At 73.0% G+C, this 23,492-nt stretch carries 22 protein-coding genes and 1 pseudogene; 15 read left to right on the forward strand and 8 right to left on the reverse strand.

All coding sequences use genetic code 11. The features are described 5' to 3' along the window. The first annotated feature begins 92 nt into the window (after nucleotides 1–92). The 3 genes from IF09_RS0134515 (at nucleotide 93) to IF09_RS0134525 (ending at nucleotide 3,969) form a co-directional block, all read left to right on the forward strand. Nucleotides 93–1,631 (forward strand): MFS transporter, encoded by a 1,539-nt coding sequence (locus tag IF09_RS0134515; RefSeq protein WP_030302672.1) that lies wholly within the window; start codon nucleotides 93–95, stop codon nucleotides 1,629–1,631. 219 nt (nucleotides 1,632–1,850) lie between these two features. Continuing rightward, nucleotides 1,851–2,618 (forward strand): dioxygenase, encoded by a 768-nt coding sequence (locus IF09_RS0134520; RefSeq protein WP_030302674.1) that lies wholly within the window; start codon nucleotides 1,851–1,853, stop codon nucleotides 2,616–2,618. A 373-nt stretch (nucleotides 2,619–2,991) separates the two neighbouring features. Beyond that, nucleotides 2,992–3,969 (forward strand): sigma-70 family RNA polymerase sigma factor, encoded by a 978-nt coding sequence (locus IF09_RS0134525; RefSeq protein ID WP_030302676.1) that lies wholly within the window; start codon nucleotides 2,992–2,994, stop codon nucleotides 3,967–3,969. Between the two features lie 109 nt (nucleotides 3,970–4,078). On the opposite strand, the gene IF09_RS0134530 is transcribed toward IF09_RS0134525, so the two are convergent. Further along, entirely contained in the window at nucleotides 4,079–5,023 is a 945-nt protein-coding gene (locus tag IF09_RS0134530) for a helix-turn-helix transcriptional regulator (RefSeq protein WP_030302678.1), read from the reverse strand. A 63-nt stretch (nucleotides 5,024–5,086) separates the two neighbouring features. Here IF09_RS0134530 and IF09_RS0134535 point away from each other — a divergent pair, with 63 nt between their 5' ends. Both IF09_RS0134535 and pfkB read left to right on the forward strand, forming a co-directional pair. Next, nucleotides 5,087–6,658: an MFS transporter gene (locus IF09_RS0134535; RefSeq protein ID WP_030302680.1), complete on the forward strand. Its 1,572-nt coding sequence runs from the start codon at nucleotides 5,087–5,089 to the stop codon at nucleotides 6,656–6,658. A gap of 116 nt (nucleotides 6,659–6,774) precedes the next feature. After that, nucleotides 6,775–7,725: a 1-phosphofructokinase gene (gene pfkB / locus IF09_RS0134540; protein ID WP_030302682.1), complete on the forward strand. Its 951-nt coding sequence runs from the start codon at nucleotides 6,775–6,777 to the stop codon at nucleotides 7,723–7,725. An 83-nt stretch (nucleotides 7,726–7,808) separates the two neighbouring features. Here the strand turns inward: pfkB and IF09_RS0134545 are convergent, their stop codons facing one another. Beyond that, nucleotides 7,809–8,591, reverse strand: coding sequence for a DUF6227 family protein (locus IF09_RS0134545; RefSeq protein WP_030302684.1), 783 nt, complete (start codon nucleotides 8,589–8,591; stop codon nucleotides 7,809–7,811). Nucleotides 8,592–8,782: 191 nt separating this feature from the next. Between IF09_RS0134545 and IF09_RS0134550 the strand changes: the two genes are divergently transcribed. Next, a complete protein-coding gene (locus tag IF09_RS0134550; protein ID WP_030302686.1) occupies nucleotides 8,783–9,424 on the forward strand; it encodes a vitamin K epoxide reductase family protein in 642 nt (213 codons plus the stop codon). A 106-nt stretch (nucleotides 9,425–9,530) separates the two neighbouring features. Here IF09_RS0134550 and IF09_RS47610 read toward each other — a convergent pair. Beyond that, nucleotides 9,531–9,868: pseudogene (locus IF09_RS47610) on the reverse strand (rodlin). Nucleotides 9,869–10,150: 282 nt separating this feature from the next. Here IF09_RS47610 and IF09_RS42200 point away from each other — a divergent pair. Further along, the gene (locus IF09_RS42200) at nucleotides 10,151–10,696 is read left to right on the forward strand and encodes a hypothetical protein (protein WP_051833411.1); all 546 of its coding nucleotides are present in this window, start codon (nucleotides 10,151–10,153) and stop codon (nucleotides 10,694–10,696) included. A 170-nt stretch (nucleotides 10,697–10,866) separates the two neighbouring features. After that, nucleotides 10,867–11,106, forward strand: a complete 240-nt coding sequence (locus IF09_RS0134565; protein WP_030302687.1) for a chaplin — start codon at nucleotides 10,867–10,869, stop codon at nucleotides 11,104–11,106. An 87-nt stretch (nucleotides 11,107–11,193) separates the two neighbouring features. Here IF09_RS0134565 and IF09_RS0134570 read toward each other — a convergent pair whose 3' ends face one another. From IF09_RS0134570 to IF09_RS0134590, 5 genes are all read right to left on the reverse strand, one after another. Beyond that, the gene (locus IF09_RS0134570) at nucleotides 11,194–11,541 is read right to left on the reverse strand and encodes a hypothetical protein (protein WP_030302689.1); all 348 of its coding nucleotides are present in this window, start codon (nucleotides 11,539–11,541) and stop codon (nucleotides 11,194–11,196) included. A gap of 166 nt (nucleotides 11,542–11,707) precedes the next feature. Next, nucleotides 11,708–12,913, reverse strand: a complete 1,206-nt coding sequence (locus IF09_RS48135) for a chaplin (protein ID WP_030302690.1) — start codon at nucleotides 12,911–12,913, stop codon at nucleotides 11,708–11,710. Nucleotides 12,914–13,031: 118 nt separating this feature from the next. Then, nucleotides 13,032–13,265, reverse strand: a complete 234-nt coding sequence (locus IF09_RS0134580) for a chaplin (RefSeq protein ID WP_030302692.1) — start codon at nucleotides 13,263–13,265, stop codon at nucleotides 13,032–13,034. Between the two features lie 221 nt (nucleotides 13,266–13,486). After that, nucleotides 13,487–13,717, reverse strand: coding sequence for a hypothetical protein (locus IF09_RS0134585; protein WP_030302694.1), 231 nt, complete (start codon nucleotides 13,715–13,717; stop codon nucleotides 13,487–13,489). 130 nt (nucleotides 13,718–13,847) lie between these two features. Beyond that, nucleotides 13,848–14,075 carry a chaplin gene (locus IF09_RS0134590; protein ID WP_030302695.1) on the reverse strand — a complete coding sequence of 76 codons (228 nt, stop codon included), beginning with the start codon at nucleotides 14,073–14,075 and terminating at the stop codon, nucleotides 13,848–13,850. A gap of 192 nt (nucleotides 14,076–14,267) precedes the next feature. Here IF09_RS0134590 and IF09_RS0134595 point away from each other — a divergent pair, with 192 nt between their 5' ends. The 7 genes from IF09_RS0134595 to IF09_RS0134625 all read left to right on the forward strand — a co-directional run bounded on the left by IF09_RS0134595 (nucleotide 14,268) and on the right by IF09_RS0134625 (nucleotide 23,457). Then, a complete protein-coding gene (locus IF09_RS0134595; protein ID WP_030302697.1) occupies nucleotides 14,268–15,389 on the forward strand; it encodes a DUF3344 domain-containing protein in 1,122 nt (373 codons plus the stop codon). A gap of 19 nt (nucleotides 15,390–15,408) precedes the next feature. Further along, nucleotides 15,409–16,626 carry a glycosyltransferase gene (locus IF09_RS0134600; RefSeq protein WP_078613638.1) on the forward strand — a complete coding sequence of 406 codons (1,218 nt, stop codon included), beginning with the start codon at nucleotides 15,409–15,411 and terminating at the stop codon, nucleotides 16,624–16,626. Next, nucleotides 16,623–18,140 (forward strand): exopolysaccharide biosynthesis polyprenyl glycosylphosphotransferase, encoded by a 1,518-nt coding sequence (locus tag IF09_RS0134605; protein ID WP_030302701.1) that lies wholly within the window; start codon nucleotides 16,623–16,625, stop codon nucleotides 18,138–18,140. The genes IF09_RS0134600 and IF09_RS0134605 overlap by 4 nt, the downstream gene beginning before the upstream one ends. Further along, nucleotides 18,140–19,543: an O-antigen ligase family protein gene (locus IF09_RS0134610; RefSeq protein ID WP_078613639.1), complete on the forward strand. Its 1,404-nt coding sequence runs from the start codon at nucleotides 18,140–18,142 to the stop codon at nucleotides 19,541–19,543. The genes IF09_RS0134605 and IF09_RS0134610 overlap by 1 nt, the downstream gene beginning before the upstream one ends. 98 nt (nucleotides 19,544–19,641) lie before the next feature. Beyond that, a complete protein-coding gene (gene murJ / locus IF09_RS0134615; RefSeq protein ID WP_234321262.1) occupies nucleotides 19,642–21,342 on the forward strand; it encodes a murein biosynthesis integral membrane protein MurJ in 1,701 nt (566 codons plus the stop codon). Further along, entirely contained in the window at nucleotides 21,332–22,108 is a 777-nt protein-coding gene (locus tag IF09_RS0134620) for a polysaccharide deacetylase family protein (RefSeq protein ID WP_030302705.1), read from the forward strand. The genes murJ and IF09_RS0134620 overlap by 11 nt, the downstream gene beginning before the upstream one ends. Before the next feature lie 5 nt (nucleotides 22,109–22,113). Continuing rightward, a complete protein-coding gene (locus tag IF09_RS0134625; protein ID WP_078613649.1) occupies nucleotides 22,114–23,457 on the forward strand; it encodes a glycosyltransferase in 1,344 nt (447 codons plus the stop codon). Nucleotides 23,458–23,492 lie beyond the last annotated feature (35 nt).

The following is a 23,492-nucleotide window of genomic DNA, read 5'->3' on the forward strand; positions in this document are numbered from 1 at the left end:
CCCCCGGGTCGCGCCCGCTAGCGTCGTAAACCCGGTTTAAACGTTGTAAACGTAGCTTTTTCAGTCATTCCGCACACGAAATGGGTATCCCCATGCCAAAAACGGCCGCGACCCTCGCGCCGGCTGCCGATCCCAGCCGCTGGAAGGCACTCGTCTTCATAGCCCTGGCGCAGCTGATGGTCGTCCTCGACGCGACCATCGTGAACATCGCCCTCCCGTCCGCCCAGACCGACCTCGGCATCTCCGACGGCAACCGCCAGTGGGTCATCACCGCCTACGCGCTGGCCTTCGGCGGACTGCTCCTCTTCGGCGGCCGCATCGCCGACAAGTGGGGCCGCAAGAACGCCTTCATCGTGGGTCTCATCGGCTTCGCCCTGGCCTCCGCGCTCGGCGGCGCCGCCAACGGCGAGGCGATGATGCTCGGCGCCCGCGCCCTCCAGGGTGCCTTCGGCGCCCTGCTCGCCCCGGCCGCGCTCTCCCTGCTGGCCGTCATGTTCACCGACGCCAAGGAGCGCGCCAAGGCCTTCGGCATCTACGGTGCGATCGCCGGCGGCGGTGGCGCCGTGGGCCTGATCCTCGGCGGCTTCCTCACCGAGTACCTGAACTGGCGCTGGACCTTCTTCGTCAACATCCCGTTCGCGATCGCCGCGGCCGTGGGTGCCTGGCTGGTCATCCGCGAGCCCGCCGGCGGCCGCAACCGCGCGCCGCTCGACGTCCCCGGTGTGGTCCTGTCCACGCTCGGCCTCGTCGCGCTGGTCTACGGCTTCACCCGCGCCGAGTCGGCCGGCTGGTCCGACACGGTCACCGTGGCCATGTTCATCGCCTCGGCGGCGCTGCTCGCGGCCTTCGTGTTCGTCGAGTCCCGGGTGAAGTCCCCGCTGCTGCCGCTGCGCGTCCTGCTGGAGCGCAACCGCGGCGGTGTCTACCTCTCCCTGGGCCTGGCCGTCATCGCGATGTTCGGCCTGTTCCTCTTCCTCACCTACTACCTCCAGGTCGTGAAGGGCTTCTCGCCGGTCAAGACCGGCTTCGCCTTCCTGCCGATGATCGCCGGCATGATCACGGGCTCCACGCAGATCGGCGCCCGCCTGATGACCCGGGTGGCGCCCCGGCTGCTGATGGGCCCGGGCTTCCTGCTCGCCGCCGGCGGCATGCTGATGCTGACCCAGCTCGAGGTCGGGTCCTCGTACCCGGCGCTGATCCTGCCGGCGCAGCTGCTGCTGGGCCTCGGCATGGGTACGGCGTTCATGCCGGCCATGTCGCTGGCCACGCACGGGGTGAACCCGGCAGACGCCGGCGTCGCCTCCGCCATGGTCAACACCTCGCAGCAGGTCGGCGGCGCGATCGGCACCGCCCTGCTGAACACGATCGCCGCCTCGGCGACCACCGCGTACCTGACCGACCACGCGGCCGAGGCCGCGGCGGGCGGCCCGGCGGCGAAGCTGATCCAGGCCCAGGCGATGGTGGAGGGGTACTCCAGCGCCATCTGGTGGGCGGTCGGCATCCTCGCCGCCAGCGCGACCATCGCGCTGACGCTGATCAACACCGGCCGTCCGGGTGCCGGCGGCCCCGTCGCCTCCGGTGCGGGCGCGGGCGCCGACGCCGAGCTGAAGGTCCCGGTGATCGCCCACTGACGCGGCTCGGGGAACCCCGGGAATGACTGCCGGCCCCTTATCGTTCAAATTTGAACGACAAGGGGCCGGTCTCGTGCCCGGCACGGCCCCGCGCTGACGAACGAGGAGCGCCCCGTGACGACCATCCCGACCCCCGCCGATTCCCCGGCCCCCGCCGATTCCGCGACCCCCGCCGATTCCCCGGCCCCCGATTCCCCGTCCTCCGACTCCCCGGCCCGCATGCCGGCGCTCTACCAGAGCCACGGCGCCCCGCCGCTCGCCGACGACCCGGTCTGGCCGGGTGAGCTCGCCGCCTGGTCCGCCGCGCTGCCCCGCCCCCGCGCCATCCTGATGGTCTCCGCGCACTGGGAGGAGGCCCCGCTCGCCCTCGGTGCCACGGAGCCGGTCCCCCTCGTGTACGACTTCTGGGGCTTCCCCGAGCACTACTACCGGGTCCGCTACGACGCCCCCGGCGCCCCCGCGCTCGCCGCCTCCGTACGGGCCCTCCTGCACGCCCCCGGCACCCCCGTCCAGGACGTCCCGGACCGCGGCCTCGACCACGGCGCGTACGTCCCGCTCGTGGAGATGTTCCCGCAGGCCGGCATACCGGTCCTGCAGATCTCCCTGCCCACGCTGGACCCGCGCCGCCTGATGGACATCGGCCGCAAGCTCGCACCCCTGCGCGACGAGGGCGTCCTGATCATCGGCAGCGGCTTCTTCACCCACAACCTGGCCGCGCTGCGCCACACCGGCCCCGGGGTCCCGTCCTGGTCGGCGGAGTTCGACGCGTGGGGCCGCGAGGCGCTGGCCGCGTCCGACATCGACGCGCTGCTGGACTTCGAGGCCAAGGCCCCTGCGGGCCGCCTCGCCCACCCCCGTACGGAGCACTTCGCCCCGCTCTTCGTCACCCTCGGCGCCGCGGACGCCCCGGGCGATCTCGCCCGCCGCTCCGACGCGGTCGACGGCTTCTGGAGGGGCCTTTCGAAGCGATCGGTCCAGTTCGGCTAGGAATGGGCCGGTTGCCCAGGCAACCGGAGACGGGCGAGGGCCGTCTTCAGGGGTGGAGTGCAGCTATGGCATATGTCGCGGAGTGTGACGGCGGTCTCACGGACGCGGCGCCCGTACGGGTCGGCGAAGGCTTCCGGGCCGGCCTCGAACGCGGGCCTGACCTGCATCTCTTCGAGCTATCCCGCCCGCTCCCTGCGCGAGGGAGGCGAGGCAGGATACTGCAAGATCTCGAAAAAGAGGGACCGGCGTGGGAATTCTGTCCCGATTCCAGTCGTTGTTTCCTTCGGAAGCGGGCACTCGGGAGAGTGTCCAGGGACGCAGAGCCGCGTTCCAGCAGCCGCACCGCGACCTAAATCATTGCAAGGGAGCACGCATGGCAACCCGCGCCGTCGCCCGTCGTCAGTCCAGGGGCAGCGCCCGCGCTGTGGGCGGGGAGATCGCCGACCGCGACCTGGTGGGCATGTACCTGGACGAGATCGCGCGCACCCCGCTGCTCGACGCGGCCAAGGAAGTGGAGCTCTCGCAGATCATCGAGGCGGGCGTGTACGCCCAGCAGATCCTCGACGGCGAGACGGAGCGCGAGGGCGAGATGCCGTCGCGCGAGGAGCTGGAAGCCCTGGCCGCCGAGGGAGAGCGGGCCAAGGAGATCTTCATCCGCTCCAACCTCCGGCTGGTCGTGGCCGTCGCCCGCCGCTACCCGCGCAGCGGCCTGCCCCTGCTCGACCTGATCCAGGAGGGCAACGCCGGCCTGGTGCGCGCCGTCGAGAAGTTCGACTACGCCAAGGGCTTCAAGTTCTCCACGTACGCCACGTGGTGGATCCGCCAGGCCATCACCCGCTCCATCGCCGACCAGTCCCGCACCATCCGCCTCCCCGTGCACCTGGTCGAGGAGCTCGGCCGGATCCGCCGGATCCAGCGGGAGTTCAACCGGGAGAACGGCCGGGACCCGGACCACGCGGAGATCGCCGCCGAGCTGGACTCGACGGAGAAGCGCGTGGGCGACGTCCTGGACTGGGCGCGCGACCCGGTCAGCCTGAACATGTCCGTGGACGACGAGGGCGAGACGCAGTTCGGCGACCTCCTCGAGGACACCTCCGCGATCTCGCCGGAGCAGTCCGTCCTGTCGCTCCTGCGCAGCGAGGAGCTGGAGGACCTGCTGGGCAAGCTGGACCAGCGCACGGCGTCGATCATCAAGATGCGGTACGGCATCGACGACGGCCGCGAACGGACCCTGACGGAGGTCGGCAAGCAGCACGGCCTGACGCGGGAGAGGATCCGCCAGATCGAGAAGCACGCGCTCCTCGAGCTGAAGCGCATGGCCCGCGACACGGGCTTCGACGCAGTGGCCTGACCGGCCCGCACGAAGCCCCCTCGAACGAGCCCTCGGCGTCACCCCCCCCAGACGCCGGGGGCTCCCTTTTCCGCCCCTGCGGCGGTGAAGCCCCGGGCGGTGTCCCCGGCTACGGAGCCGTCGCCGAGGTCAGGCGCGCGGCCAGCGCACGGGCCGCCGCCGCCAGGACGTCCGGGGCGTGGACCGTGAAGGGAATGCCGACCAGGGCGAGGCGGGCCGCCACCCACTCCGGGGAGTCCGCGCTCGGGAAGCGCACCCGGCAGCCCGCGCCCTCGGACTCGGCGTCGGCCTGCAGCCACCCCGGCAGCGCCTCCGCCGGGCCTGCGAACGACACCTCCACCGCGTACGTCTCCCCGCCCCGCAGCCCGCGCCGTACGAACTCCGCCGCCTCCATCGGCAGCTCCCGCGGAGTGAACCGCGCGCCCGTCGCGAAGGGCTCCGCCACCCGGTCCACGCGGAACGTCCGCCAGTCCTCCCGGCCCAGGTCGTACGCCACGAGGTACCACCGGCTTCCCGTGCTCACCAGCCGGTAGGGCTCCACCAGCCGCCGCGAGTCCGCCCCGTCGCGCGCCCGGTACGCGAACCGCAGCCGCTCCGGCCCGGCCGCCGCCGACGCCATCGTCGTCAGCGTCCGCGGGTCCACGCTGGCCCCGTCCCCCCGCGTCACCGCGATCGTGGCCGACTGCAGCGCGCCCACCCGGCGCCGCAGGCGCCCCGGCAGGACCTGTTCCAGCTTCGCGAGGGCCCGTACGGACGCCTCCTCCACCCCCTCGATCGCATGCCCGGCGCCCGCGCGCAGGCCCACCGCGATCGCCACCGCCTCCTCGTCGTCCAGCAGCAGCGGCGGCATCGCGGCCCCCGCCACCAGCCGGTACCCGCCCTCGGCGCCCAGCGTGGCCTCCACCGGGTACCCGAGCTCCCGCAGCCGTTCGATGTCGCGCCGGATGGTCCTCGCGCTCACCCGCAGCCGTTCCGCCAGCTCGCTCCCGGGCCATTCGCGCGGGGTCTGCAGCAGGGAGAGCAGGGTGAGCAGCCGTGCCGGGGTGTCCGTCATGCGATCCAGGTTGCCAGCAAAATAGGACACCAACTGACCTACATGCCGTCTAGGTTTCTCTCCATGAGCAGCGAGACGTCCAAGACAGCGCCCGAGAGAGAGAACGGGCCCATACGAGAAGAGCGGAACGACACCGTCCACGACGCAGCAGTTTCCAGCTCGCCCGCCGACCGCCGCCGCTGGCTGGCGCTCGCCATCGTGATGACCGCGGCCTTCATGGACCTGGTCGACGTCACGATCGTCAACATCGCGATACCCCGCATGCGCGAGGACTTCGGCGCCTCCACCAGCGCGATCCAGTGGATCACCGCCGGCTACGCGCTCGCCTTCGCCGCCGGCCTGATCACCGGCGGCCGTCTCGGTGACATCTACGGCCGCAAGCGCCTCTTCCTCATCGGCATCGCCGGCTTCACCGCCGCCTCGCTGCTCTGTGGCATCGCCGCCAACCCCGACATGCTCGTCGCCTCCCGCATCCTCCAGGGCGGCATGGCCTCGTTGATGGTCCCGCAGGTGCTGGCGATCATCCACGTGACCTTCCCGCCCCATGAGCGCGGCAAGGTCTTCGGCATGTTCGGCGCGATCGTCGGCCTCGGCGCCGTCTCCGGCCCGATGCTCGGCGCCCTGCTCACCGAGTGGAACCTGCTCGGTCTCGAATGGCGCCCGATCTTCCTGATCAACCTGCCGGTCGGCATCGCCGGCGTGATCCTGGGCCGCAAGTTCATCACCGAGTCGAAGGCCCCCAAGGCCCTGCGCCTCGACGTGGTCGGTGTCGTGCTGGCCACCCTCGCCCTGGTCATGCTGATCTTCCCCCTCACGCACGGCCGCGAGAACGACTGGCCGGTCTGGGGCTTCGCCTGCATGATCGCCTCGCCCTTCGTCTTCGCCGCCTTCATCGCGTACGAGAAGTACAAGATCCGCAAGGACGGCTCCCCGCTGGTGGAGCTCTCCCTCTTCAAGGTCAAGAGCTTCGCGGGCGGCATCGCCGTCCAGCTGACCTTCGGCATCGCGACCGGCATCTTCTTCCTGGTCTGGACGATGTACATGCAGATGGGCCTCGGCTGGAGCGCCCTGAAGGCCGGTGCCACCGGCATCCCCTTCTCCCTCGCAGTCTCGGCCGCCGCGGGCATGTCCGTCGGGAAGCTCGTACCGCGCTTCGGCCGCAAGGTGCTCCAGGCGGGCGCGCTCGTCATGGCCGCGGGCATCCTCCTCTACATCTGGGAGGCGCAGCGCTACGGCATGGAGATCGCCTCCTGGCAGATGGCCGCACCCCTGATCCTCATGGGCCTCGGCATGGGGCTGATCGTCGCGCCGCTGAACGACACCGTGCTGTCCGAGGTGCCGCGCGAGCACGCCGGTTCGGCCTCCGGTCTGATCAACACCACCGGCCAGATGGGCAACGCGCTGGGCCTCGGCCTCACCTCCGTCGTCTTCTTCGGCCTGATGGACGACGACCGCGTCTTCGGCGCGCCGTACGTCGACGCCTTCCACGGTGCGCTGTGGTGGATCGCGGCCGTGATGATCGTGATCTTCGCGGTGATGTTCGTCCTCCCGCGCAAGTCGGTCCCGACGGAGCAGCGCGAGGGCGGCCTGCAGGCCGAGTCCGCGGCCGCTCCGGAGGCCGTCCCCGCCGGGTAGCCCCCACCGTTCCCGCTGACGGGCATGTCCGCTTCGCCGGCGGACATGCCCGTTTGCTTTGGTTTGGTCCGGAACGGGCGTACCGTGGGCGCGTGATCAGCAGAGGTCGTGCTCGTATGATCCTCACCGTCACCCCGAACCCCTCCCTCGACCGGACGTACGAGGTCCCCTCGCTGGACCGCGGCGCCGTGCTGCGCGCCACCGGCGACCGCGTCGACCCCGGCGGCAAGGGGGTCAACGTCTCCCGCGCGGTGGCCGCCGCGGGAGTGCTCACGACGGCGGTCCTCCCGCTCGGCGGCGCCTCGGGCGCACTGATCGCCGAACTGCTGGGTGCACAGGACGTGGACGTCACCGCGGTGACGGTCGCCGGGCAGACCCGGTCGAACATCTCCCTCGTCGAACCGGACGGCACCCTCACCAAGATCAACGCGCCCGGCCCCGAACTCACCCCGGAGGAATCAGCCCTCCTGCTGGAGACCGTCCGTACCGAGGCCGGAGAACCGGCCTGGATCGCGGCCTGCGGCAGCCTCCCGCGCGGCCTGCCGCCCGAGTGGTACGCCGACCTGGTCGCCCGGGCCCGCGAGGCCGGCGCCAAGGTCGCACTGGACACCTCGGGCCCGGCGCTGACCGCCGCACTGCACTCCCGCCCGGACCTGATCAAGCCCAACGCCGCGGAACTCGCCGAGGCGGTCGGCCGCCCGCTGACCACCCTGGGCGAGGTCGCCCGGGCGGCCCAGGAGCTCCGCTCCCGGGGTGCGGGCGCGGTGCTGACCTCGCTCGGCGCGGACGGCCAGCTCCTGGTGAGCACCGAGGGCACCTTCCACGGCACGGCCCCCGTGGCCGCCGTCCGCAGCGACGTCGGAGCGGGCGACGCCTCCCTGGCCGGCTTCCTGATCGAGGGCGGGACCGGCCCCGGGGCCCTCGCCTCTGCCCTGGCCCACGGCGCGGCCGCCGTCCAGCTCCCCGGCAGTGCGATGCCGGTCCCCGCGGACCTGCGCCCCGAGGCGGTCCGCGTCACGGGGAACCCGCCCCCGGACCTCCGCCTGTCCGCCCCCGCCACGCCGTGAAGCGGTGCTGGGGGGCGTCGCCAAACTTTCGTCCGGCCTCACGGGCGGACGGCGCTACTTCGACGACACCCCCTGGAGCAGCCTCACCTCACCCGTGCGCGAAGCTCCATCGCCCCGCGGGCAGCCGCCTCGCTCTCGTACACCTCGCACATGTGCCGCCCGTCCGGCGTCGCGGTGTGCTCGACCTCCCACAGGCTGACCTCGCTCCCGTCCAGCAGTACGAACGAGTGCTCGTACAGGCTGAATCCGGCTCTCCGCCCGTCCGCCCTGCGCGGCCTGGTGCCGAACGCCTGGGTGATCCGGTGCGCGTACGCCGATCTCAGCAGCAGCGCCGTCCCCTCGCCGGGCCGGTCCGGGTTCTCCGCACGCCGCAGCACCCTGCGCGCATGGTCGGCGGACTCCTCCACCGCGTACTCCCGGTGCCGGTGCGTCGGCGCACCGGCCGCGAACAGCGCGCTCAGCACCGCCACGTCGGTGTCCGGATCCTCCTCGGCAGCGGCGAACGCCGGATCCAGCTCGGGGTCGAAAGCGGCCTCCGCCGGGGCGTCGCCGAACAGCCGGGCCACGGCCAGGCAGGTGTCCGCCTTGCTCGCGAAGACCTCGTGCCGGATCGTCCGGTCGCCCTCCAGCCGGTACACCAGCTCCCACAAGGACGCCGAACCGCCGTCGGACAGCAGGTACGTGTGCCGGTGGGTCTCCCGCCACCGCCCCGCCGCCGGGCTGTGGTGGGTGGTGTACAGGGAAGAGCTGTGGGCGAGCGCCGTACCGAGGCGCTCGACCAACCGGTCCGGCAGGTCGAAGGAGTTGAGGGCGCGGCCCAGGAGTCGCTCGAGGTGCGCCTCGGTTGTCTCGTACGGATCGCTCAAGGTGGGTCTCCAGGCCGTCGCAGCTAGTGACTTCGCGGAAGCTCAACGTAGCCCCTGGCTCTGACATCACGTCCGGGATTCGGTAAAACGTCCGGGAAGCATCAGGGGTTCCCCCACCCCTTCAGGTCAACTTGCGCAGGGATGCGCATGGTTCACCCGGGTCTGTGCCGGAGCGGGAGAACATGGGCCGTATGGCTACGAAAACAGTGGGCCTTCCCCGCCAGCAGGGGCGGCCCCACCGTCGAGACGAGGACGAACCGGCCGCCACCCCCCGGGCGTTGGCCTGGCTGCTGGTGCTGACCGGGGCAGCCGGGGTGCTGGCCGCCTGGGTGATCACCCTCGACAAGTTCCTGCTGCTGGAGGACCCGGACTTCAAGCCCGCCTGCAGCCTCAACCCCGTGGTCTCCTGCGGCAGCGTCATGCAGAGCGACCAGGCGGCGGCCTTCGGCTTCCCCAACCCCCTGCTGGGACTGGTCGCGTACGGGGCGGTCGTGTGCGTCGGCGCGGGCCTGCTGGCCGGCGCCCGCTACCGCGGCTGGTTCTGGCTGGGACTGAACGCCGGCACCCTCTTCGGAGTCGGCTTCTGCAGCTGGCTGATGGCGCAGTCCCTGTACGAGATCAACGCGCTCTGCCTGTGGTGCTGTCTGACCTGGGTGGCCACCCTGCTGATGTTCTGGGCGGTCACCGCGTACAACGTCCGCACCCGCGCCCTGCCCGCTCCCGGCCCGGTGCGGACCCTCTTCGCCGAGTTCGGCTGGGCCCCGCCCGCCCTGCACATCGGAGTGATCGGGATGCTGATCCTCACCCGGTGGTGGGAGTTCTGGACCGGCTGACGCCCGGCACGCGCAAGGGCCCCGGCAGCTGGAGGCTGCCGGGGCCCTTGTCACATCGCTCCACGGGCGGGGTGGGCCCGGACTGCAAAAGTCAGGGGAGCGGAGATCAGCTGCCGACGGCGCCGTTGCCCGACAGGACCGGGATGTTGTCCAGGATGTGCGAGAGGGCCTCGTCGCCCTTGGCCTGGGTGGAGTTCTCGGTGCACTGCTGGTTCTGCGGGTTGGACAGGACGTTGATTTGTTGAGCGTGCCCTGGACCAGGCTGAGCTGCGGGCTCAGGTCGCCCGCGGTCTTCTGGTTGCCGTAGATCTGGGAAGCACCGTTCCCGTTGATGGTGGTGATCCCGTTGTCGTTGCCGATGGCCATGGCCGGGGCGGCAACAGCAGCGCCCGCGCCGACGGCGGCGGCGGTGACCGCGGCAGCAGTCATGATCTTCTTGAGCATCATTGGTCCTTTTGTCGCACGAGTGCCCGCTAGTGGAGCGTCCTGGTCAACTGCCCTGCCTGGGGGTTGGTTCCGCGGCTTCACCCGAACGGCCCGCTCGGCTCGAGGTTTTCCCCACCCCGGGTGAGCCTCCTGCGGACGTGTGCGCGAAGCCCGTACGCAGCCCGTACGGCCGACCGGCATCCCGCACGCTCCGGTTGCGCTCCGTGCAGGGTGTTCGCACGGTGGGTAAGGAAGCGGATCGCCCGGGTCCGCCTCTGTGCGACCACCGAAGGAACCCCTATGCACCGCACGAAGCCGTTCCGCAGCCGCGTCCTCGTCCCGTCGGCCCTCGCCGTCGTCATACTCACCGGCGCGGCCGCCCCCGCGGGCGCCGCGGACGGTGACGCGTCAGCCGCCGTCAGGAAACGAGTGGCGGCCGCCCAGGAGCAGATCGACCGCCGTGTGGCGGCGGCCGGCCCGCTCGACGACCTCCTCGCGGGGATCACCGCCACCCTGGACGGACTCCTCAAGTCCCTCCAGAACCTGCTGCCGGGGGTGACGCTCCCGCCCGTCCAGCTGCCGACGCTGCCGAACCTGCCGGCGATCCCGTCGCTGCCGATCCCCTCCATCCCCGAGATCCCGGAGATTCCCGAAATCCCCGAGATCCCCGAGATCCCGGAGACCCCCGAGGTTCCTGAGATCCCCGTCTCGAAGCCGGCGGCACCCGTCTCGAAGCCGGCGGCGCCCGTGTCCAAGCCGGTGGTCCCGGCCAAGCCTGCACCGGCACCGGCCAATCCGGTTCTGACGCCGGTGGAGATCGTGCCGGAGCGCCCCGGCCTCCCGTAGCGGGAGGGCAGGGTGGCGGAGGGCGGCCGGAAAAAAACCGTGCGTGATTACGACTATTGAGCTGAACAGGTCTGATTGCGTGCGAGGCCGTGTCGTCCGGGAGTCTGAACCGTTTCGCTCGATGTGAGCCCCGCGTCGGGGCAGAACATCGAACAGAAGGTGCACTTCCCATGAACTCTGCCAAGAAGGCCGCCCTGGTCCTGGCCTCCGCCGGTCTCGCTGCGGCCGGTGCCGCCGGCTCCGCCATGGCCGACTCGTCGGCCGAGGGCGCGGCCGTGGGCTCCCCCGGTGTCCTCTCGGGCAACCTGGCCCAGGTCCCGGTTCACGTTCCGATCAACCTCTGCGGCAACACCGTGAACGTGATCGCTGCGCTGAACCCCGCGTTCGGCAACGTCTGCGTCAACGACTGACGTCTGTCGCACACCTGACTGTGGGCGCCACCGGCTTCGCCGGTGGCGCCCACAGCGGTTTGTGCTCCGGGCGGTGACCCGACGGGCTCAGTGCGCCCCGCCGTTGAGCTTCACGCCACCGAGGAGCGGGGACGCCTGCGTGAGACCGTTCGCCACTTCGAGCACCTCGGCCGGCGCATTGTTCCGGACCTGGTTGACGCGCTGGGCGGTGTTCACGACCTCGGTGACGGTCTCGCCCTGCTCGGCCAGCCCGTTGCCCAGGGTCTGCGGGAGCGACTCGGTCACCGGGGCCAGCGAGTTGAACGTCTCGGTGGCGCCGCCCGTCAGGCTCGTGGGGGGCATCGCGGCCGGGGCGTCGGCGGCGAAGGCGGGAGCGGAGGCGCCGAGCGCGGCAACGGAGCCGGCGATGACCGCGGCGACCTTCGTGAGCTTCATTATCGAAATCCTCTTCTTTCGTGGACAGAGGGACCAGTGGCGACCGTCGCGCCGCTTTCGCCCTGGGTAACGATTCCCCGCCGCTCCGGAAACGCGTACGGCAACGGCCGGAGAACCCGTCAGGGATTCTCCGGCCGACATTTCTTCCGATTACCGGTATTGCCGGTCAGGAGTTACGGGACCTCCGGTACAGAATGGCGCCGCCCAGGATCAGTGCCGAGGCGAGGGCCGCCGCGGCGGCGGGCTGACCCGCGCCGGTCTCGGCGAGCGCCGGCGCCGACACGTGGGCCGGGGCGGGAGCGGGCGCGGCCGGGACCGGTACCGGGGCCGCGGGGACGGGCACCGGTGCGGGTGCCGGTGCCGGTGCCAGGTGGACGGGGGTGTCGCCGCCGGGAGCGGCCGGAGGCTGGTCGGCGGGACGGACGACCTCGGGCGCGGTGGCCGGCGCCGGGTGCTCCACGAACCGGCTGCCGTGCGGCGGCGCGGGGACGGGAGCTTCCTCGGCGACGGGCGCGGGGGCCGGAAGCGGCCGGGGCGCTTCCGCGACCGGAGCCGGGAGGGTCACCGGAGCGGGGACGGGCTCCGGCGCGGGCTTCGGCGGCGCGGGCGTCTGCGCCACGGGAGCATCGGGGACCGGGGCGGGCCTCGGAGCCGGGTGCTCCGCCTCAGGCCTCGGGTGGGGCCGCGGCTGCGGCCGTTCGGGTGCCGGGGGTGCGTGGTGGGCCGCGGGCGCCGGGGCCGGGAGGGTGTGCGGGTGGTCGTCGCACTCCTCCTCGTCCGGGCCGCGGTGACCGCCCTGCCCGCGCGGTCCGCCCTGGTCGCGGTGGTCGGCCGGACCGCCGTGATCGCGGTGGTCGGCCGGTCCGCTGTGGCTCCGGTCGCCCTCCTCACCCGAACCGCCGTAGCCGCCCTCGTCGCGGGACTCCTCGTGACGGGGTGCCGCGTGCCGCGGCGGCTGCCGGCGGGATTCCTCGTAACGGGGCTCCTCCCGGCGCTGCTCCGGCAGCGCGTGCCGGCCGCCCTGGCGCTCCTCGAGGTAGCGCTCGAAGACCTCGGCGTTCTCGGGGCTGAGGTAGCGCCCGTAGTCGTGGTCGGCGTGGTGTGCGTCCGAACCGGTCGTGGTGGCGCACGTGTTCCCGAACGAGGGGTTGAGCGCTGCTCCGCCGTCCACACTGTTGCCGCACACGTTCGGCGAGAGGGTGATCGGTACCGAGACGCTGTTGCCGGACAGCACACCAGGCGAATGCGAGGCTTCGGCCATCGCCGCCGGGTGCGCGCAGGCCGCGCCGGTCGCGATCGACAGCAGGCTCGAGGCGGCCGCCGCCGTGAGCACCCCCTTGCCCAGTACCTGTCGGCTCAGTACCTGTCGCATGGGTCCTTCCCTGTCTCCGGCACTCCCGCCGGTGCTGAATCGAAGGTGGCCCCGAAGTGCACCGCCGTGCACTCCGAGGCCACCCCGAGGAGGTTTGCCCTTGCGGGCAGGCGCTTCGTCAGGCGTTGACGCAGGTGTTGCCGAACGCGGGGTTCAGCAGGGCGATCACGTTGACGGTGTTGCCGCAGACGTTGACCGGGACGTGGACCGGAACCTGGACGAGGTTGCCGGACAGGACGCCGGGGGAGCCGACGGCCTTGCCGTCGGCGACCGCGTCGGCCATGGCGGGCGAGGCGGCACCGGCGGCCATCAGAACGCCGGCGGCCAGCACCACTGCCTTCTTGTACGTCATTTTGATTTCGATCCTTCCCGCAGAGGCGTGTCCACTGCAGAAATAACAACGAGTGGGTCCGGAAAAAGAAACCGCAGATTTCTGCGGGCAGCTCCGTAATTCACCTCAACGCCCGGCAGCCGGAAATCATGGTGAATTTGCGACGCTATTGGCGCGCCGACAAGCGGCGAGGCCGCCGCGACCCGGAGCGGGTGCGGCGGCCTCGCTGGCACGCGGTCCGGTCAGCTGTGGACGGCGCCGTTGCCCGACAGGATCGGGATGTTGTCCAGGATGTGCGAGAGGGCCTCGTCGCCCTTGGCCTGGGTGGAGTTCTCGGTGCACTGCTGGTTCTGCGGGTTGGACAGGACGTTGATGTTGTCGTTGCCGATGGCCATCGCCTGCGGGGCCATGGCGGCACCGATGCCCACGACCGAGGCTGCAGCAGCCGCAGTGGCCATCATCTTCTTGATCATTGTCGTCCCTTTTTTGCTGGATTGCCCGGTAGTGGAGCACCCGGATCAACGCCCGGGCTCCGGTTCGGGTTGCGTGGCTTCACCCGGATGCCGTCGTTTCGGGCAGCACGGTTGACAGCGAGGGTGACGGTCAGGCGTTGACGCAGGTGTTGCCGAACGCCGGGTTCAGCAGGCCGACCAGGTTGGCGGTCAGGCCGCAGACGTTCACCGGGATGTGGACGGGGGCCTGGGCCAGGTTGCCGCTCAGCACGCCGGGGGACCCCGCCGCGACGCCCTCCGCCGAGCCGTCCGCGGAGGCGAGGCTGGCGCCGCCCATCAGGACCGCAGCGCCCGCGACCGCCATCGTGGCGCCTCGCATCAGCCTCTTCTTCATCTCCGATTTTCCTTTCGGTTCGAACGGTGGTGCAACCGCATAACGACCCGCCGACTGTGAGGGTGCGTGTTATCGCCCAAAAGGCCGTACGAGCGAGTCCGGCGTGATTTCCCGCCTGACTTCTGACAAAGTTCACTCCTGTTTTGTCCCCCTTGATCGAAAATGGAGACGGGGTTCATGGGTTCGTCCCGCAGATTCCTCGGCACGCTCGGTCTGCTGTCCTGCCTCGTCCTTTCGGCGAACGTCCCTGCTGCGGCCGCGGCCGCAGCCCCGCCGGGCCCCGCGGCACCCGCCGTGCGGGAAATGCCCAAGATCCCGTTCACCCAGCGTTACCAGGCCGTCCAGCGCGGCGGGCTGGTCCGGGCCTCCAACTCCTCCATCGCCTGCCGCCGGGAGGAGGCGCCGGACGCCGAGCCGTGCGCCGAGGTCAAGCGGGGCGCGGCCGGGGTCAACGGCGACTTCGACATGTTCTACAGCGAGGTCGACAAGGACCCGGACACCTACAACTCCACCCGTGCCGAGCTCAAGGTCCCGCAGGGCGCGAAGGTCTCGTACGCCCGCCTGTACTGGGGCGGGAACCTGCGGGTGGGTGAGCAGAAGCCGCCGCAGGACAACGGCCGGGTGCTGGTCGCCGAGCCGGGCGGGGCGTACAAGGAAGTCCTCGCCGACACCGTGATCGGCCACCGTACGGACGCGGGCAGCGATGCCTACCAGGCCTCGGCCGACGTCACCCCGCTGGTCCGCAAGGGTGGCGCCGGGATGTGGACGGTCGCCCAGCTGAACATCGCGATGGGCAACTCCGAAGTGGGCGCCTGGGGCGGCTGGACGCTGGTCGTGGCCTACGAGCACCCGCAGGAGCCGGTACGCCGGATCTCGCTGTGGGACGGCTTCGAGTCGCTCGCCGCCGGTGCGGGCGAGGCGGCCGGCGAGACGGTCGAGATCGCCGGCCTCGACGCGGCCGCCGGATCCGCCGGCAAGGCCGGGGTGGTCGCGTACGACGGGGACCGCGGGACCCTCGGTGACTCACTCACGGTGACCGCCGACAGTGGCCGCCGGGTCGACGTCAGCGATGCAGAAAATCCTTTTAATGATGTTATGAATTCCACGATCACGGAATTCGGGCATCAGTCTTTCGTGCGACAGCCCGAACATGTGAATAATCTCGGATATGACGCGGACGTGTTCGACCTGAGTCCCGCCCTGTCCGGTGGCGCCCACAGCCTGAGCTTCAGGTTCGCGGGCGAAAGTCAGGGTCAATTCCTCGGCGTGCTCTTCGTTCAGACAGACGCGCGCCGCTGAACGTAGGAGACCGCTCCGCGTGCCGAAACAACCTCCCCCTGCGCAGTTCTCCCCTGCGCAGGTCCCGATTCCCCGCCCCCTGTCCGTCCTGCATCTCGTCCAGCCCGTCGACGGCGGTGTCGCCCGTGTCGTCGTCGACCTCGTCCGCGCCCAGACGGCCGCCGGTCTGCGGACCGCCGTCGGCTGCCCGCGCGGCGGACAGCTCGCCGATGCCGCCCGCACCGCCGGAGCCGAGGTGCTCACCTGGCGCGCCGGGCGGGCCCCCGGGCCCGACCTGCCCGCCGAAGTGCTCGGCGCCCGGCGGGTGATCGCCCGGATCCGGCCCGACGTCCTGCACGCCCACAGCGCCAAGGCGGGCCTCGCCGGGCGGCTCGCCGTCCGCGGGACCGTGCCGACCGTCTTCCAGCCGCACGCCTGGTCCTTCGACGCCGTCGGCGGGGCCACCGCCGCGCTCGCCCTGCGCTGGGAGCGGTTCGGGGCCCGTTGGGCCGACCGGGTGCTCTGCGTCAGCGAGGCCGAACGCCGGGCCGGCGAGGCCGAGGGGATCGCCGCCCACTGGTCGGTGATCCGCAACGGCGTGGACCTCGACCACTTCCGCCCCGGCGGGCCCGACCGGGCCGCGGACCGGGCCCGGGCACGTACCGAACTGCCCTTGCCCACCGCCTTCCTGGGGGACGGGCCGCTCGCCGTCTGCGTGGGCCGGCTCTGCCAGCAGAAGGGCCAGGACATCCTGCTCCGGGCCTGGCGGGAGGTGCTCGGCAACCTCCCCGAGGCCCGTCTCGCGCTCGTCGGCGACGGCCCCGACACCGAGCGGCTGCGCCGTACCGCCCCACCCGGGGTGCTCTTCGCGGGGGCCGCCCCCGACATCCGACCGTGGCTTCGGGCCGCCGATCTCGTTGTACTGCCGTCGCGGTGGGAGGGCATGGCGCTCGCCCCGCTCGAAGCCATGGCCTGCGGCCGACCGGTCGTGGTCTCCGACGTCAGCGGTGCCCGGGAGAGTCTGCCGCCCGGCCAGGGACGGCTCTGCCTGGTACCGCCGGAGGACCCGACGGCCCTGGCCAAGGCCCTGGGGCGGCTCCTCGCCGAACCGCGGCTGCTCGCCGAACTCGGGGAGCAGGCCCAGCAGCACGCCCGGACCGACTTCGACGTGCGGCGGACCGCGGACGCGGTCACCGGTCTGTACCACGAACTGCTGGGCAGGCCCCGGCCCTTGAACCAGGAGCGCATCAGCCGATGACGATGGACAGCGCACCCGCCCGGCACACCGGGCAGGGCGGCACGGGGCACGTCGGCGGCACCGCCGGCACCGCAGCCGTCCGACGGTCCGTGACCGCCATCCACCCCCCACGCGGGCCCAGGGCCGACCCGGCCCGGCCCCTGGCGCGGCCCCAGCGGGTCCGGCGCCGCGACGGGGTCGTCCCGCTGCTGACCGCCGACGCGCTGGCCGCCGTACTGACCACGACGGTCCTGGCCCGGCCCGGGGCGGCGCTGCCGGCCGAGGCTGCCGCCCCGATCGCCGTGCTGGCCGCCGCGCTGCACGCGCAGGCCGGGCTGTACCGGCCGCGACTCGCGCCCTCCGCGCTGCTGGACCTGCCCGCGCTGGCCGGGCGGGCCGCCGTCCTGTGGTGCGGGGCCGCCGCCGTTGTTGCCGCCACAGCCCAGGGCCGGGCCCTGGGCTGGTCCGCCCTGCTGAGCGCCGTCTGCCTGCAGGTCCTGCTGACGTGCACGGGCCGCGGGTTCGCCAACCAGCTCCGCTGCCGCTCCGCCCGGCGCCGCCCCGCCTCCGCCCTCGTCGTCGGTCCCGGAGCCGGGGCGAGCGCGGTCGCCGCCGCCCTGCACGGGCGCCCCGAGTACGGGCTGCGGCCCGTCGGGCTCGCCGACACCGGCGCCGGCGAGGAGGGCGGCGGCAGCGTGCCGGTGCTCACCACCCACGAGGACATCCGCCGCGCGGTCATCCAGAACTCGGTCCGGCACGCGGTGTTCACCCGCCCGCCGGAGGCCGACGAGCGCACCGCCTCCCTGGTCCGCCTCTTCCACGACCACGGCTGCCGGCTCTGGCTCGCCGACCCGGCCGGCACCGCCAAGGTGACCGGCATGCGGGTGGCTCAGCCCGCCGACCAGCTGTGGGGGTACGCCGTACAGCCGCTGCTGCCCCGCCCGTCCCGGCCGGTGGAGCGCTGGGTGAAGCGGGCCGTCGACGGGCTGCTGGCCGCGATCGCACTGATCGCGGCCGCGCCCGTGATCGGCGTGTGCGCGCTCGCCGTACGGATCTCCGACGGGCCCGGGGTGATCTTCCGGCAGGAGCGGGTCGGCCTGTACGGGCGCCCGTTCACGCTGCTGAAGTTCCGCACCCTGCGCGCCGACGAGCACGAGTCCGCCACCCGGTGGACGGTCGCGGGCGATCACCGCATGAGCCCCATCGGCTCTTTCCTGCGCAAGTCCTCGCTCGACGAGCTGCCGCAGCTGTGGAACGTCGTACGGGGTGACATGAGCCTGGTCGGACCGCGGCCGGAACGGCCCTTCTTCGTGGCGAAGTTCGCCGCCGTGCACCCCGGCTACGAGGCCCGGCACCGGATGCCCGTCGGCATCACCGGGCTCGCCCAGATCAACGGCCTGCGCGGGGACACCTCCATCGAGGACCGGGCCCGCTTCGACAACCACTACATCGACACCTGGTCGCTGTGGCAGGACCTGTGGATCCTCGCCCGCACCGCGGCCTCCTTCTTCCGCTTCCGGCTGGGGGGCAGCTGATGAGCGTCGCCGTATCCCTGGGCGGCTCCCGGCCGCCCGACGCGGCGGGGCTGCTGCGGCGGCACTGGCCGCTGCTGCCGCTCGCCGCGACCGTCCTGCTGCTCCTCGCCCCGATCGCGGCGGGCGACGCGAGCACCTCCGGCAAGGTCGGCCCCGCCGATGCCGCATCGCTGGTGCTGGTGTTCGTGTGTGCGGTGCAGGCGCTGCGCGGGCGGGTGCGGGAGCTGAGCCCGCTGGGCGTGCTGGTGCTGGGCGCGGCGGCCGCTGGGCTGGCCGTCGCGACCGCGACCGCCGGGGACCCGTACGCGGCGCTGCCCGGTTTCGTGCGCTACCTCCAGGTGTTCGTACTGGTCCCGGCGGCGATCGTGCTGCTGGTGCGCGACGCCGGGGAGTTCCGGCTGGCTGCCGGGTGCTTCGTGGTGCTGGCGCTGGTGCAGGGCGCGGTGGGGGTCGTGCAGTACGCGACCCACACCGGGGCCTCGTACCAGGGCGAGGACGTCCGGGCCGTCGGCACGTTCGGCCCCGGCGACGTGATGGGCATGGCCACCGTGGTGGCGTACGGGCTGGTCGTGGCGACCGCCGCGGCGCTGGCTCCGGGACTGCCCCGCCGGGTACGCCAGTCGGCGGCCGCCGCCGCGCTGGTACTGGTGGTGCCGCTGGTGCTGTCGTTCAGCCGGGGCGCCTGGATCGCCACCGCCGGCGCGGCGGTGCTGGTGATGCTGCTGGCCGGGATCCGGCGGGCCCTGAAGGTGCTCCTCGCGCTGGCCGCGGCCGGTGTGGTGCTGGTGGGCGGGCTCGGGGTCGGCTCCGAGATGGTCGCGGAGCGGCTGACCTCGATCACCCAGGTCTCCAGCGCCCCCGACCAGTCGGTGACCGACCGCTACACGATGTGGGCCGCCGCCGAGTCGATGTGGCGCGAGCGGCCGGCGGCCGGCGTGGGCCTCAAGGGCTTCCCGGCCAACCGGGACGGGCACTCCTCGCTGGGGCTGTCCTCCGGCAGCGACACCGCCGGCGCGGGGCAGGCGTACATCCGCCAGCCGCTGCTCTCCCCGCACAACATGTACCTGCTGGTGCTGAGCGAGCAGGGCCTGATCGGGCTGACCGCGCTGGCGGGAGGCTGGGCGGCGTTGCTGGTCGCGGGACTGCGGCGGTGCGCCACGGGCGGGTCCGGGCTCCAGGACTGCGGGCTGATCGCGATCGGGCTGTTCGTCTGGCAGCTCACCGACTTCCTGTACGCCGACATCGGCGGGCCGTCCACCGTCCTGACCGGGGTGATCATCGGCCTGGCGGCCTGGTGGGCCTTGCCCTCCCGGCAGGACGCCACCGTCCTCGCCGCTGCCGCGGGCGGGCGCACCGGCCTCGCGGCCGGCCTGCGCGCCGTACCGGGTGCGGACGGCCGGTGACGGATACGACGCCCTGGCGGCGGCCCGCAGCCGCGGCGACCGAAGTCGCCGCGGCTGCGGGCCGTCCGCCGCACCCCGACCCGGCTCCGCTCCCGCCGGTGCCCCCCGTTCCCCCGCCCGGCCCCGGCCGTGCGCGGGCGGCCGGCGGGGCCGGGGGGAGCGGGGCCGGGGGGAGCGGGGCCGGGGGCGGGAGCGCACCGGCTCCGCTGGGGCGGTTCCTGGCCAAGGCCGCCGCCGTCACGGCGGGCCTGACCGCCGCCGGGGCGGTGTTCGGGCTGGTCCGGGACCAGACCATCGCGCATCTCTTCGGGGCCGGGCACGACAGCGACGCGTTCCTGATCGCCTGGACCGTGCCCGAGATGGCCTCGACGCTGCTGATCGAGGACGCCATGGCGCTGCTGATGGTGCCCGCGTTCAGCCATGCCCTGGCCCGGCGGGCGGCCGGCCGGGCGGGGCTCACCCGCAAGGAGGCCCGCTCGCAGGACCCCGTACGGCTGCTCGTGGGGGCGACCCTGCCGCGGCTGGCGGTGCTCCTGGCGGCCGTCGCCTCCGTGCTGGTCGTCGCCGCGCCGCTCGTCGTCGCCGTGCTCGCGCCCGGACTGCCGGACCCGGACCTGGCCGTGCAGTGCACCCGGATGACCGCACTGACCGTGCTGTCGTTCGGCATCGCGGGGTACTTCAGCGCCGCCCTCAGGGCGCACCGCTCGTTCGTGCCACCGGCCGCGATCTACGTCTCGTACAACGTCGGGATCATCGGGACGATGGTCGCGCTGCACGCGGCGTGGGGGGTGCGGGCCGCGGCCGCCGGGGTCGCCGTCGGCGGACTGCTGATGGCCCTGGTCCAACTGCCCTCGTTCATCCGGAACGTGGGCTTCGGCCCGTCCCGCGCGAAGGGCGCGCCGCGCAGCCAGCGCGACCGGGACCGGCCCACCCTGATGGCGTTCGGGCTGATCGCCCCGGTCATCTTCTTCGCCGTGTTCCGGCAGTCGCAGGTCCTGGTCGAGCGGTTCCTGGCCGCCTCGCTGCCGCCCGGGGCCATCTCGCACCTGAACTACGCGCAGAAGGTCGCGCAGATGCCGATGGTGCTGTCGCTGATGATCTGCACCGTCACCTTCCCCGTCGTCGCCCAGGCCATGGCCGGCGGCGAGCGCGAGAAGGCCCGGCGGCGCGTCGAACAGGACCTCGCACTGGCCTCCCTCGCCGTCCTCATGGGCAGCGCCCTCGTCATCGGGTACGCGCCCCAGATCATCCAGGTCCTCTTCGAACGCGGCGCCTTCACCCACCGCGACACCCTGGCCACCGCCTCCGTCATGCGGATCTACGGCCTCGGACTCCTCGGCCACTGCCTCGTCGGGGCGCTGTCCCGGCCCTTCTTCTCGACCGCCCGGCCCACCTGGTTCCCGGCGCTCGCGATGGGCGCCGGACTCCTCGTCAACATCGTGGCCGGAGCCTTCGCCGTCCGCTGGTGGGGCACGTACGGCATCGCCGCAGCCAACGCCGCCGGCATCTCCACCACCGCCGTCCTGCTGCTCACCGGGCTCGGCTCGCGGATCGTCGCCATCCAGGTCCGCCGGGTCGCGCTGAGCATCGGCCGGCTCTCCGTCGCCGCCGTCGGCGCCTGCGGTACCGGCTGGATCGCCGGGCCCATGATCCCCGACCCGCTGCTCAGCGCCGCCCTCGGCTGCCTGCTCGTCCCCGCCATGTTCGGCGCCTGCGGCATGGCCATACGGGCGCTCGAGATCACCGCCCTGCCCGCCCAGATCACCCAGATGACCCAGAGGTTCCGCAATGCCCGCTGACACCCGCACGGCGCCGGCCGCCGCGACGGTCCCCGCCCGCCGGACCGCCTCCCCGTGGGTCCTGATGTACCACTCGGTCGCCGAGTTCACCGACCCCGCAGAGGACCCGTACGGCATCACCGTCACCCCGGGCACGCTGGAGGGCCAGCTGCTGTGGCTGCGCTCACGGGGCCTGCGCGGGGTGTCCGTCGGCGAACTGCTCCGGGCGCACGCGGCCGGGCGCGGCGCCGGGCTCGTCGGGCTGACCTTCGACGACGGCTACACCGACTACCTGACCCGGGCGCTGCCACTGCTGCGCCGCCACGACTGCACCTCGACGCTGTTCGTGCTGCCCGGGCGGCTCGGGGTGGACAACGTGTGGGACCCGCTGGGTCCGCGCAAGTCCCTGCTGACGGCCGAGGGCATCCGCGAAGTCGCCGCCGCCGGACAGGAGATCGGTTCGCACGGGCTGATCCACCAGGACCTCACCGCGGTCACCGACGACATCCTCCAGCAGGAGCTGCGGGGCAGCCGCGAGCTGATCCGGGAGCTGACCGGGACCCTGCCGGAGGGGTTCTGCTACCCGTACGGGCACCTCGACGAGCGGGTCGTCGCGGCGACGCGGGCCGCCGGGTACGGGTACGCGTGCGCCATCGACCCCGGGCGGCTGGCCGGCCCGCACGCCCTGCCGCGCACCCACGTCAGCCAGGCGGACGGGGCCGGGCGGCTGCGGATCAAGCAGCTGCGGCACCGGGTGCGGGAGCTGCGGCGGGCGGTGCACCGATGAAGTCGCTGCGGGCGCTGCACATCATCACGGGGCTCGGGGTCGGCGGCGCCGAGCAGCAACTGCGGCTGCTGCTGCGGCACATGCCGATGCGCTGCGACGTGCTGACCCTCACCAACCCCGGGCCGGTGGCCGAGGGGCTGCGGGCCGACGGGGTCCGGGTGGTGCACCTGGGGATGCGGGGCAACCGGGACCTGGGGGCGCTGCCGAGGCTGGTGCGGTTCATCCGGCGCGAGCAGTACGACCTCGTGCACACGCACCTGTACCGGGCCTGCGTGTACGGGCGGCTCGCGGCCCGGCTCGCGGGGGTGAGGGCGACCGTGGCCACCGAGCACTCCCTCGGCGAGGGCGAGATCGAGGGCCGGCGGCTGACGGCCGGGGTGCGGGCGCTGTACCTGGCCAGTGAGCGGCTGGGCGCGGCGACCGTGGCGGTGTCGGACACCGTGGCGGCGCGGCTGGAGGGGTGGGGGGTGCCGGCCGCGCGGGTGCATGTCGTACCGAACGGGATCGAGGCCGTCCGGTTCCGCTTCGACGAGGGCGTGCGCAGGGCCACCCGGGCCCGCACCGGGCTGCCCGAGCGGGCGTTCGTGGTCGGCGGGGTCGGGCGGCTGGTGCCGGGCAAGCGGTTCGACTCGCTGGTCCGGGCGGTGGCGGCGCTGCCGGGCGCGCATCTGCTGCTCGCCGGGGAAGGGCCGGAGCGGGCGGCGCTGCGGGGGCTGGCGGCGGAGCTGGGCGTGCAGAGCCGGGTCCATCTGCTGGGGGAGCGGGACCCGCTGGGCGACAGCGCGGACGGGCGGACGCCGGGGATCCCGGCGCTGCTGGCCGCGATGGACGTCTTCGTGTCGCCGTCGCGGGAGGAGGCGTTCGGGCTGGCGGTCGTGGAGGCGCTGGCTGCGGGGCTGCCCGTGCTGCACGTCACCTGTCCGGCGATCGACGACCTGCCGGCGGCGCAGGCGCCGGGGGCGCGGCGGATCGGGACCGGGACGGAGGAGCTGGTCGCCGCCCTGCGCGGGCACATGGAGGCGGGCGCGCGTCGGCTGCCGCCGCCACCGGTGGTCCGCCGCTACGACATCGCCCGCAGCGCGGACCGGCTCCTCGAGGTCTACGCCCTGGCCCTGTCCGGAGTCCCGGCCCCTGCGCCCCGGCCGCCGGCCGGGCTGGAACTGCCGGGCTGCGCCATGGAACCCGCTGCGGTGCGGTCGACGGCCGGCCGCGGGCCGGAGTCCGGGGGCGCTGACCCGGACCCCGTGCCTCGAACGCCGGGGGGGCTTGGTCCGGCCCCGGACGTCCGGGGGGCCGGCCCGGGCCCCGCGCCGCGGGCGGCGGGGCCGGAAGTGCCGCCGGGCGGTTGATTCACACAGCGCCGAAGGGGCTCCCGAGGGGGGCC

The organism is Streptomyces katrae, assembly GCF_000717655.1.
Taxonomy (GTDB): Bacteria; Actinomycetota; Actinomycetes; order Streptomycetales; family Streptomycetaceae; genus Streptomyces; species Streptomyces katrae_B.